This is a genomic window from Microbacterium sp. B19 (assembly GCF_000333395.1).
GTDB lineage: Bacteria > Actinomycetota > Actinomycetes > Actinomycetales > Microbacteriaceae > Microbacterium.
In genome coordinates this window covers 1-11,501 of sequence record NZ_BADA01000420.1, presented here as the reverse complement: position 1 = coordinate 11,501, position 11,501 = coordinate 1, and the positions used below count along the sequence as shown (strand labels likewise).

At 70.1% G+C, this 11,501-nt stretch carries 12 protein-coding genes; all 12 read left to right on the top strand.

Going from position 1 to position 11,501, the window contains the following annotated elements:
* On the top strand, positions 1–917 hold a 917-nt coding region (locus tag I5G_RS14885), incomplete at its 5' end, for a ribonuclease J (protein ID WP_026095964.1).
* Positions 918–991: 74 nt separating this feature from the next.
* Entirely contained in the window at positions 992–1,483 is a 492-nt protein-coding gene (locus tag I5G_RS14880; protein WP_022879762.1) for a GNAT family N-acetyltransferase, read from the top strand.
* 67 nt (positions 1,484–1,550) lie between these two features.
* A complete protein-coding gene (locus tag I5G_RS14875; RefSeq protein ID WP_022879761.1) occupies positions 1,551–4,256 on the top strand; it encodes a DNA translocase FtsK in 2,706 nt (901 codons plus the stop codon).
* Positions 4,256–4,843 carry a CDP-diacylglycerol--glycerol-3-phosphate 3-phosphatidyltransferase gene (pgsA, locus tag I5G_RS14870; RefSeq protein WP_022879760.1) on the top strand — a complete coding sequence of 196 codons (588 nt, stop codon included), beginning with the start codon at positions 4,256–4,258 and terminating at the stop codon, positions 4,841–4,843. The genes I5G_RS14875 and pgsA overlap by 1 nt, the downstream gene beginning before the upstream one ends.
* A complete protein-coding gene (locus I5G_RS14865) occupies positions 4,840–5,367 on the top strand; it encodes a CinA family protein (protein WP_022879759.1) in 528 nt (175 codons plus the stop codon). Before pgsA ends, I5G_RS14865 begins: the two co-directional genes overlap by 4 nt.
* A gap of 166 nt (positions 5,368–5,533) precedes the next feature.
* Positions 5,534–5,842, top strand: coding sequence for a helix-turn-helix domain-containing protein (locus I5G_RS14860; protein ID WP_022879758.1), 309 nt, complete (start codon positions 5,534–5,536; stop codon positions 5,840–5,842).
* A 9-nt stretch (positions 5,843–5,851) separates the two neighbouring features.
* On the top strand, positions 5,852–6,076 hold the full coding sequence (locus I5G_RS14855; RefSeq protein WP_022879757.1) for a DUF3046 domain-containing protein: 225 nt from the start codon (positions 5,852–5,854) through the stop codon (positions 6,074–6,076).
* 294 nt (positions 6,077–6,370) lie between these two features.
* On the top strand, positions 6,371–7,423 hold the full coding sequence (gene recA / locus I5G_RS14850; protein ID WP_022879756.1) for a recombinase RecA: 1,053 nt from the start codon (positions 6,371–6,373) through the stop codon (positions 7,421–7,423).
* A 413-nt stretch (positions 7,424–7,836) separates the two neighbouring features.
* Positions 7,837–8,265 (top strand): regulatory protein RecX, encoded by a 429-nt coding sequence (locus I5G_RS26585; RefSeq protein WP_239642554.1) that lies wholly within the window; start codon positions 7,837–7,839, stop codon positions 8,263–8,265.
* A 197-nt stretch (positions 8,266–8,462) separates the two neighbouring features.
* The gene (miaB, locus tag I5G_RS14840) at positions 8,463–10,013 is read left to right on the top strand and encodes a tRNA (N6-isopentenyl adenosine(37)-C2)-methylthiotransferase MiaB (RefSeq protein WP_026095961.1); all 1,551 of its coding nucleotides are present in this window, start codon (positions 8,463–8,465) and stop codon (positions 10,011–10,013) included.
* Positions 10,010–10,948 carry a tRNA (adenosine(37)-N6)-dimethylallyltransferase MiaA gene (gene miaA / locus I5G_RS14835; RefSeq protein ID WP_022879753.1) on the top strand — a complete coding sequence of 313 codons (939 nt, stop codon included), beginning with the start codon at positions 10,010–10,012 and terminating at the stop codon, positions 10,946–10,948. The genes miaB and miaA overlap by 4 nt, the downstream gene beginning before the upstream one ends.
* The coding region (locus I5G_RS26905) for a GNAT family acetyltransferase (protein ID WP_051038822.1) at positions 10,945–11,501 on the top strand (557 nt) is incomplete at its 3' end. The genes miaA and I5G_RS26905, both read left to right, overlap by 4 nt.

The following is an 11,501-nucleotide window of genomic DNA, read 5'->3' as shown; positions in this document are numbered from 1 at the left end:
GCCACGGCCGCCGGGTGGCGCTCCTCGGACGCAGCATGGTGCGCAACATGGGCATCGCCGCCGACCTCGGCTACCTCAACGTGCCCGACGGCGTCCTCATCGACTACAAGAAGGCGCGCGACCTGCCCGACGACAAGATCGTCTACATGTCGACCGGGTCGCAGGGCGAGCCGATGGCCGTGCTCAGCCGCATGGCGAACCTCGACCACGCGATCGAGCCCGGCGAGGGCGACACCGTGATCCTGGCATCCAGCCTCATCCCGGGGAACGAGAACGCGGTGTACCGCGTGATCGACGGGCTCACGAAGCTCGGTGCCACGGTCGTGCACAAGGGCAACGCCAAGGTTCACGTGTCCGGTCACGCCGCGGCCGGCGAGCTGCTGTACTGCTACAACATCCTGAAGCCCAGGAACGTGCTGCCGGTCCACGGCGAGTTCCGTCACCTCATGGCGAACGCGAAGCTCGCGCAGGAGACCGGGATCCCGGCGGAGAAGACGATCCTCGGCGAGAACGGGACGGTGGTCGACCTCCGCGACGGTCACGCCCAGGTGGTCGGACAGCTCGACATCGGTTTCGTGTACGTCGACGGGTCGTCGGTGGGCGAGATCACGGATGCCGACCTCAAGGACCGCCGCATCCTCGGCGAAGAGGGCTTCATCTCGGTGATCGTCGTCGTCGACCGTCAGACCGGCAAGATCATCTCCGGCCCCGAGGTGCATGCGCGCGGGTTCGCCGAGGACGCCGCGGTGTTCGAGAGCGTGAAGCCCAAGATCGCGGCCGCGCTCGCCGAGGCGGCGCAGTCGGGCGTGCGCGACACCCACGCGCTGTCGCAGGTGGTCCGCCGGACGATCGGCCGCTGGGTCAACCAGTCGCTGCGTCGTCGGCCGATGATCGTTCCCCTCGTCATCGAGGCGTGAGGTTCCGGTCCGCTGCTCTGCACAGGCGGGGAGCGGACCCGCGGGGCGACCGCGCGGATCGGTATCATGCGGGCATGCCCGCCATCCCGATCCGCGCGGCACTCCCGTCCGACGGTGCGTTCCTGGCCGACATGACGGTGGAGGCCGCGAATTGGCGCGCCGGCAGCGCCCGGCCGCGTCACGAGGTGCTCAGCAGCCCCGACCACGTGCGGTACATCGCCGGCTGGCAACGGCCGGGGGATGCCGGTTTCGTCGCGGAATCGCCCGCGGGCGAGGCGATCGGCGCGGCCTGGTACCGCATGCTGCCGCGCAGCGAGCCCGGATTCGGGTGGGTCGGCACGGGCGTTCCCGAGCTCATCATCGGGGTGCGTCCGGTGTGGCGCGCGCACGGGGTGGGGCGGGCGCTCCTGCAGCGCCTGGTGGCTCACGCGCGCGACCAGGGCTATTCGCGCATCAGCCTGAGCGTCGAGCGCGACAACTTCGCGCGCACCTTCTACCGCAGCGAGGGTTTCGCGGTGACCCGGGCCGGACAGGGCCGCGACGTCATGGTGAGAACGCTCCGCTGAGGAGCTCCTTGGGCCGAACCCCGCGTCGGTCCGTGCGAATGTCGGGGGCTCGGCCTACCGTGGGGGAATGCCCCGCAGTTCGTCCACGTCCGGCGGTCGCGCCCCCGCGAAGGGACAGGCGCGACCGAAAGCGTCGGCGCCCGCGCCCAAGCGGTACGTCGACGAGCCCGAGAAGCCCCCGGTCGCCGTCCGCGCCTGGACGGCGCTGGCCCACGGCGTCGGTGGAATGTTCCGCGTCTTCGGTCCCGAGACTCTCGAGCGCGACCAGCGGCGCGACGGCTTCCCGTTCCTGCTCGTGGTCCTCGCCGTCCTCGGTGCGGTGGTGGAGTGGTTCTTCATCGGCACCGACGTGGCCGCGGCGATCAGCGCCTACAGCTTCGGCGGCCTGATCGGACGAGTGGCGTTCGTCTTCCCCGTGCTGCTCCTGCTCCTCGCGGGGTGGCTGTTCCGGCATCCGTCGTCCGTGCACGACAACGGTCGCATCGGCATCGGTTTCGCGCTGTTCGTCATCTCCATGGCGGGGTTCTGCCATGTCTCCGGCGGGCGGCCGGCGCCGAGCGCCGGGCTGCCGACCCTCAGCCTGGCCGGCGGACTCGGGGGCTGGCTCATCGGTGAGCCGCTCGCCCTGGTCCTCACGAACGTCGGCGCCTACATCGCGCTCTCGGTCCTGACGCTCCTCAGCGTCCTCATCCTCACGAAGACCCCGCCGAACCGGATCGGTCAGCGCCTCGGCGACCTCTACGCGTGGATGTTCGGTGCCGAGCGCGTCGAGAAGGACGCCGCGACCGCGGTTCTGCCGGTGGATGCCGACGACGAGGCGCCCGCCGAGAAGTCGCTGCCGTGGTGGCGCCGGAACAAGTCGGGCCGCGAGGAGGACGTCGACGGCGACCTCGGGTCCGACGACCTGACGGCTCTGCTCACGCCCGGAACCCCGCAGGGCGGGTTCGAGTCGGCGTTCGTCGCGCCCTCCGCACCCGCAGCGCCCTCCACGACTGCCGCGCCCCCGGTGCGGCCGCCGCTGCCGCCGGCTCCGGACGCGCTCACCGAGATCATCGACCCGTCCGCGCTCGCCGGCCTCCCGACCGGTCGCGGCCTGCGCGACGACTCGCCCGCCGAAGACGAGGGCGACGACGACCTCCCCGGCATCTCGGGTCTCGGCGGCGACAACGCGGGCCTCCCGCCGTCGGCGAACTACCGCCTGCCGTCGGTGAGCGCCCTGGCGGCGGGAACCCCGCCGAAGGAGCGCTCCGCGGCCAACGACGCCGTCGTCCGCGCCATCGAGAGCGTGATGGAGCAGTTCAAGGTCGACGCGCGCGTCACCGGCTTCTCCCGCGGCCCGACAGTGACGCAGTACGAGATCGAGGTCGGTCCGGGCGTGAAGGTCGAGCGCATCACCGCGCTCACCAACAACATCGCCTATGCGGTCGCCTCGAACGAAGTGCGCATCCTCGCGCCCATTCCGGGCAAGAGCGCGATCGGTGTCGAGATCCCGAACGCCGACCGTGAGATCGTGACCCTCGGTGACATCCTCCGCTCGGATGCCGCGACCGGCTCGACCCATCCGATGACGATCGGCGTCGGGAAAGACGTGGGCGGTGGGTTCGTCGTGGCGAACCTCGCCAAGATGCCGCACCTCCTGGTGGCCGGTTCCACGGGTTCCGGTAAGTCGAGCTTCGTCAACTCGATGATCACGAGCCTCCTCATGCGGGCGAAGCCGTCCGAGGTGCGGATGGTGCTCATCGACCCGAAGCGCGTCGAGCTCACGTCCTACGCGGGCGTGCCTCACCTCATCACCCCCATCATCACGAACCCCAAGAAGGCCGCCGAGGCGCTCCAGTGGGTCGTGAAGGAGATGGACATGCGGTACGACGACCTCGCGTCGTTCGGCTTCCGTCACATCGACGATTTCAACAAGGCCGTCGTCGCCGGCGAGATCCAGCTGCCGGCCGGCAGCGAGCGGGTCCTCAAGCCATACCCGTACCTCCTCGTCGTCGTCGATGAGCTCGCCGACCTGATGATGGTCGCCCCGCGTGACGTCGAGGACTCGATCGTGCGCATCACGCAGCTTGCCCGCGCCAGTGGCATCCACCTGGTCCTCGCGACCCAGCGTCCCTCGGTCGATGTGGTCACGGGCCTCATCAAGGCCAACGTGCCGTCGCGCCTCGCGTTCGCGGTCACGAGCGTCACGGACTCCCGCGTCATCCTCGACCAGCCCGGCGCCGACCGTCTGATCGGTCAGGGCGACGGTCTGTTCCTGCCGATGGGCGCCTCGAAGGCTCTGCGCGTGCAGGGCGCCTGGGTGAGCGAGCAGGAGATCGAACGCGTCGTCGCCCACGTGACGCAGCAGGCGCGGCCCGAATACCGTTCCGACGTCCAGGCCGCGGCCGAGAAGAAGGAGATCGACGCCGACATCGGGGACGACCTCGAGCTGCTCCTGGCCGCCGCCGAGCTGGTCGTCTCGACGCAGTTCGGATCGACGTCGATGCTGCAGCGCAAGCTGCGCGTCGGGTTCGCGAAGGCGGGTCGTCTGATGGACCTCCTCGAGTCCCGCGAGATCGTCGGGCCCTCGGAGGGCTCCAAGGCCCGCGACGTCCTCGTCACGAACGAACAGCTTCCCGCCGTCCTCGCGCGTCTGCGTGGCGAGGAGCCGCCGGCCGGCGCCGACGACGACCCCTACGGTCCCGACCCCGTCGAGGCCCAGTTCGAGGGTCTTCCCGTGGTCGGCGACGACGAGGATTCCGAAGACGCCTGGCAGCTGACGGGACGCGACTGATGGCGGTGCACCCGCAGCTTCCCAACGCGATCACGATCGCGCGGATCCTGTGTGCGCCGGTCTTCCTGTGGCTGCTGCTCGCGGACGCGGGCGCCGGGGGAGGGCTGCGCTGGGCCGCGGGGATCGTCTTCATCGTGGCGATCGCCACGGACGGTGTCGACGGGTACATCGCCCGTCGTTACGAGATCGTCAGCGACCTCGGCAAACTCCTCGACCCGATCGCGGACAAGGCGCTCACCGGCGTCGCGTTCGTCGGGTTGTCGATCCTCGGGGAACTGCCTTGGTGGGTGACGATCATCGTGCTCGTCCGCGAGATCGGCATCACGATCTACCGCTTCCTGGTCGTCAGCGACCATGTCCTCGCCGCGGCCTGGATGGGCAAGCTCAAGACCGTGGCGCAGGCCGTCGCCCTCTCGATCGCGCTCCTGCCGCTGGCATCCCTCTCGGATGCCACCGTCTGGCACTCCATCGTGTGGTGGGCCGGGACGGTGACGATGACCATCGCGGTGGTCCTCACGATCGCGTCGGGCATCGACTACCTCGTCTCGGAGGTCCGCGGGGCGCGCGCGAAGCGGGCGCGCGGATGATCGACGGCGTGCCCGACGATCTCGACGAGACCGTCGTCCGCGACCCGCGGGAGAGCGCGGCCGTGCTCCTCGAACGCCTCGTCGAACTCGGCTGGACCGTCGCCGTCGCCGAGTCGCTCACGGGCGGGATGGTGGTGTCTTCGCTCGTCGACATCCCCGGCGCCTCTCGCGCCGTCCGGGGCGGTGTCGTGGCCTACGCGACCGATCTCAAGCACAGCGTCCTCGGCGTCGACCCCGCGCTGCTGGAGGCGCACGGTGCCGTGCACCCGCGCGTCGCCCGCCAGATGGCGCGCGGTGTCCGCGACGTCCTCGGGCGCGACGGCACGCCCGCCGACGTCGGCATCGCCACGACGGGAGTGGCGGGACCGGAGCCTCAGGACGGACAGCCGGTCGGGACGGTGCACATTGCGGTCTCGACGCCGCTCGGCACGCGGGTGGACTCGCTCGTCATCGCGGGGGACCGCGACCGCATCCGACGCGAGGCCACGCACATCGCGATCCGCCGCGCTCTCGCTGCCCTGTGAGGTCGAGCCGGGGACGGCTCCCGCGGGGGAACAAATGATGACACACCGGGGTTGTTCTCAGCGATTCCCATCCAGTGCCCAGCGCGCGGCATTAGGGTGACCTGAAACGGTGTTGTACCGTTGTCCACCCGGGCAGCGGGGGAATCGGTAGTGAGGAGGGGTTCACATGATCCTGGTCCGTCAAGAGATCGGCGAGGTCCTGCGTGAGCTCCGCCAGCAGAAGGGTCGTACCCTTCGCCAGGTCGCGAGCCGTGCCAGTGTCGCACTCGGCTACTTGAGCGAGGTCGAGCGCGGCCAGAAGGAAGCGTCGAGCGAGATCCTCGCCTCCGTCGCCGAGGCCCTCGATGTCCCCATCTCGACGATCATGCGCGAGGTCGGCGATCGTCTCTCGGTTCTCGAGGGTCTGCAGACCTTCCCCGACGTCGTTCCCGACGACCTGGTCGCGGCGGTCGAGCCCGAGCTCTCCCTTCGCTGATCCCGGAGTATGCGTCGTAGCGAATTCGAGCGTGCCGTCGCCGACGAGTTCGGTCCGCGTGGCGGATCGCTTCTGACCGATCTCGTGCTGTCGGCCGTCGGTGGGCGGACGAGCGTGGATGCTCTCGCCGCCGGCGTCGACCCGCGCGAGGTGTGGCTCGCTCTGTGCGAGGAGACCGACGTTCCTCTCGAGCGTCGGTACGGCGTGGGACGTCTCGACCCGCGACGCCGCTGAACCGAGCGCGATGCGGCCCTTCCGGACTCGGTGCGGGACGCGAAGAGTTCGGCACTTCGATCACGACGCGCGGCGTGTCATCGAATCTTCGTTCGATATCGGCGTAGGCTCCTGCACATCGGAGGTTCGGACGTTTTCGTCCACAGAAGACCGGGTTCCTCTCACCGATGTCGGAGGCCCTCTCTAACGTGAGCGATGTCGAACGACACTCTGAACGCCTTGTCGGGCATCGCCACCGTCGGTGGTGAGCGCGACAGCCTATAGGCGACGGAACGCGAGCAGAAAGAAGACGTCATGCCCTCACCCGCAGAGCGCGAGAAGGCCCTCGAATCGGCCCTCGCCCAGATCGACCGGCAGTTCGGAAAAGGCTCGGTCATGCGACTGGGCAGCGACGAGCGCGCACCGATCGAGACCATCCCGACCGGATCCATCGCCCTCGATGCGGCGCTGGGGATCGGCGGGCTTCCGCGCGGTCGCATCATCGAGATCTACGGCCCGGAGTCTTCGGGTAAGACCACGCTGACCCTGCACGCGATCGCCAACGCCCAGCGCGCCGGCGGTATCGCGGCGTTCATCGACGCCGAGCACGCGCTCGACCCCGAGTACGCCAAGAAGCTCGGCGTCGACATCGACGCCCTGCTCGTTTCGCAGCCCGACACGGGCGAGCAGGCGCTCGAGATCGCCGACATGCTGATCCGCTCCGGTGCCATCGACCTCGTTGTCATCGACTCCGTGGCCGCTCTCGTCCCCGAGGCCGAGATCAAGGGTGAGATGGGCGACTCCCACGTGGGTCTCCAAGCCCGACTGATGTCGCAGGCGCTTCGCAAGCTCACGGGTGGACTGAACACCACCAAGACCACGGCGATCTTCATCAACCAGTTGCGCGAGAAGATCGGCGTGTTCTTCGGTTCCCCCGAGACCACCGCCGGCGGAAAGGCGCTGAAGTTCTACGCGTCGGTCCGTCTCGACATCCGCCGCATCGAGACCCTGAAGGACGGCACCGAAGCCGTGGGCAACCGCACCCGCGTCAAGGTCGTCAAGAACAAGATGGCTCCGCCCTTCAAGCAGGCCGAGTTCGACATCATCTACGGTGTCGGCATCTCGCGCGAGGGAAGCCTCATCGACTTCGGCGTGGAGCACGGCATCGTCAAGAAATCGGGTGCCTGGTACACCTACGACGGCGAACAGCTGGGACAGGGCAAGGAGAACGCCCGGGGCTTCCTCACCAAGAACCCCGACGTCGCCGCTGAGATCGAGTCGAAGATCAAGACCAAGCTCGGGATCGGAACCCCCGCCGTTGCCGCGGCCCCGACGACCGACGAGCTGGCCGCCCGCCGTCCGGCCTGATGACCGACGACGCACGCCGTCCGGGTCGCCGCTCCACCTCGTCGGAGAGCGACTCGGACGGCTCCGTGCCGGCGGACGACCTCGCGCCCGTGATCCCGTTGTTCGGAGCTCGGACACCGACGCAGCGACCGTCATCCGCGCATCCGGCGGGTCGCACACGATCGGTCGGCGCCGCGTCCGCCTCGTCTCCGTCCGGCGACCGAGCGGCCGGCTTTCCGTCGCGGTGGTCGTCGCCCGACGATGAGCGCGGTGACGCCGCTGCGGAGCGGGCGCGACCAGGCGCGGGTGCGGACGCATCCGAGGAGTCACCCGACGAGATCCGCGATCGCGCCGAGGCGATGCTTCTGCGCAGGCTCCGCGGCCGGTCCCTCTCTCTCGCGGAGGCTCGGACGGCCCTCGGCGGTGTCGAGGGCATGGATGACGTCCTGATCGACGAGGTCCTGGCGAAGTTCGTCGACCTCGGCTACCTCAACGACGAGGCGTTCGCGGAGCAGCTCGCGATGTCGGCGATCGAACGCCGGGGGCAGGGGCGCCGCGCCGTGGTGCAGACTCTCCGCAAACGGGGCATCTCGCGCGAGGTCGCCGACGCCGCCATCGCCGACCTTCCCGACGACGACGCGGAACGTGCGCTCGATTTTGCCCGCTCCAAGGCGCGCAGCGTCGGCGGCAAGGACTACGACGCGAGCCTGCGTCGACTCGCCGGTCAACTCGCGCGCCGGGGGTACTCGTCGTCCGTGTCCCTCGACGCCGCACGGCAGGCCCTCGCCGAGGCGGGGGTGCGGCGAGCGCCGTTCTCCCGGCCCGCACCGTCCAGCGGCGTTCGATTCACTCCGGACGAATAGCCCGGGTCCCTCTCGCCGACGAGTCCGCGGCTCCGGCACGGGGAGGCCCTGATCCGCTACGACGCCGGGCGAACCCCTGCGGCGTGGGGAGGCGTCGATCCGCCACCCCGGCGGGTGGGCGGACCACTGCGGCGCGGGGGAGGCGTCGACCCGCCACCCCGCCCCTTTCCGCACCGGCGCTTAGAATGGCACGCATCATGACCACCCCTGTAGCCACGCCGACGCTCATCGCGCCCTCCGCCGCCGCTCGCACCGCGGACGGACGCGCGCGCACCTACGAGGTGCGGACGTTCGGCTGTCAGATGAACGTGCACGATTCCGAGCGCCTGTCCGGTTCGTTGGAGAGCGCCGGCTACGTCCGCGCGGAGGCCGGTACGGACGCCGACGTCGTCGTGATCAACACGTGCGCGGTCCGCGACAACGCCGCGGGCAAGCTCTACGGCACGCTCGGCCACCTGAAGTCGCGCAAGGATCACCACGACGGCATGCAGATCGCCGTGGGCGGGTGCCTCGCGCAGATGGACAAGGACGTGGTGCAGCAGAAGGCGCCGTGGGTCGACGTCGTCTTCGGCACCCACAACATGGGGTCGCTTCCGGGCATGCTCGAGCGCGCGCGCCACAACGGCGAGGCCGAGCTCGAGATCCTCGAGTCGCTCGAGATCTTCCCCTCGACGCTCCCGACGAAGCGCGACTCGGTCCACAGCGGGTGGGTCTCCATCTCGGTCGGCTGCAACAACACCTGCACGTTCTGCATCGTGCCGAGCCTCCGGGGCAAGGAGAAGGACCGTCGCCCGGGCGACATCCTGAACGAGATCCGTCTCCTCGTCGACGACGGGGCAATCGAGGTCACCCTGCTCGGGCAGAACGTGAACTCCTACGGCGTCGAGTTCGGCGACCGCCTGGCGTTCGGCAAGCTTCTGCGCGCGGCCGGCGAGATCGAGGGTCTGGAGCGCATCCGCTTCACGAGCCCGCACCCTGCGGCCTTCACCGACGATGTCATCGCCGCGATGGCGGAGACGCCGTCCGTGATGCCGCAGCTCCACATGCCGCTGCAGTCCGGCTCGGACCGCATCCTCAAGGCCATGCGCCGCTCGTACCGGAGCGAGCGGTTCCTCGGCATCCTCGACCGCGTTCGCGACCGCATCCCCCACGCCGCGATCACGACAGACATCATCGTCGGCTTCCCCGGCGAGACGGATGCCGATTTCGAAGAGACGATGCGCGTGGTCGAGGCCTCTCGCTTCGCCAGCGCCTTCACGTTCCAGTACTCCATCCGCCAGGGCACTCCCGCCGCGACGATGGAGGACCAGGTGCCCAAGGCCGTGGTCCAGGAACGCTACGAGCGCCTGATCGCGTTGCAGGAGCGCATTTCGCTCGAGGAGAACCAGAAGCAGCTCGGCCGCTCGCTCGAGGTGCTCGTCTCGACGGGTGAGGGCAAGAAGGACGTTGCGACGCGTCGCCTCACCGGCCGCGCGGAGGACAACCGTCTCGTCCACTTCGAGGTGCCCGACGGCTCCGACCTACCGCGTCCGGGTGACGTGGTCTCCGTGGAAGTCACGCACGCCGCGCCGTTCTACCTCCTCGCGGACGCTCCCGCCGGTCAGCCCCTGCGCATCCGTCGGACGCGAGCCGGCGACGCCTGGGACCGTACGCAGGCGGAGTCCTGCGGCGTGCCCGCGCCGGCCGGCGAGGCGGGCGCTCCGCGGGCCGTCTCGCTCGGCCTGCCGACGCTCCGCATCGGCGGGTGACGACCGGCGAGGTCGCCGCGCCGCGGCTGTGGGCGATCGTCGGAGCGACCGGAACCGGGAAGACGGGCCTGTCGCTCGACCTCGCGGAGGCGCTCGCGCGGCGCGGGCGTCCGGCGGAGATCGTCAACGCGGATGCCATGCAGTTGTACCGCGGGATGGACATCGGCACCGCCAAGCTTCCCGAAGCCGAACGGCGCGGCATCCCGCATCACCTGTTCGACGCTCTGGCGGTGACGGAGGAGGCCGCGGTCGCCTGGTACCAGGGGGTCGCGCGCGAGACCGTCGCGCAGGTGCATGCGCGCGGGGCCGACGCGATCCTCGTCGGCGGTTCCGGGCTGTACGTCTCGAGCGTGCTGTGGGATTTCCGCTTCCCCCCGCGTGACCCGGCCGTGCGGGCGGAGCTCGAGCGCGAGCTCGACGACCTCGGTCCGGGCGTCCTCTATGAGCGACTGCGTGCCGCCGACCCGGCGGCGGCGCAGCGTATCGATCCGCGCAACGGCCGACGCGTGGTCCGCGCGCTGGAGGTGCTCGCGCAGGGCGAGGACACCCACGGCGGCGCCCTCCCGGCGGCGCCGGAGCTGTGGCATCCACTCACCTCCGTCGTCGGAACGGGCATCGAGCGCGAGACGCTCGTCGGACTCCTCGACGCGCGGGTCGAGCGCATGTGGGAGCAGGGGCTGCTCGACGAGGTGGCCCAGCTGCGGGCCGAGGGCATCGAGCGGGGAGTGACCGCGGCCCGCGCGATCGGGTACGCGCAAGCATTGGCCGAACTGCGCGGCGAGAGGACGCGCGCGGAGGCGATCGCGGAGACGCAAGCGCTCACGCGCCGGTATGGGCGCCGTCAGGTGTCGTGGTTCCGTCGGTATCCGGACGTGCGGTGGGTCGACGCCCGCTCCGCCCGCGCGGAGGATCTGATCGGGGAGGTCGCGCCGTGACCGTGGACATCCGTGCCTTCGCGATCGAAGACGAAGACGCTGTCGTCGCCCTGTGGGAGGAGGCGCGGCTCACCCGGCCCTGGAACGATCCGCGCGCCGACATCCGCCGCAAGCTCACCGTTCAGCCGGAGCTCTTCCTCGTCGCCGTCGACGGGGGAGTCGTCGTCGGCACCGTCATGGCCGGGTACGACGGCCACCGCGGCTGGCTGTACTACCTCGCTTCGGCCGAGTCGCACCGCGGCCGGGGCGTCGGCCGCGCGCTCGTCGCCGAGGCGGAGCGCCTGCTCGAAGCGCTCGGGTGCCCTAAGGTGCAGCTGATGGTGCGCCCCGACAACGCCGAATGCGGACCCGGGGGATCTCGATCCCACGCTGAATCCGCAGATCGAGCTCCCCCCGGAGGAGCAGGCTCCGGTCAGCGGCTCAGCGAGGAGTGTGCCGGTCGGCAGCATCCCCCTGCTCGATATCACTCTGCCGAGTGGTCGGACGCTCGCCGAGCTGAACGCGTCCAAGGCGAAGATCCCCGCCGATCCGGCGAACGAGGCCCACTCGGTCC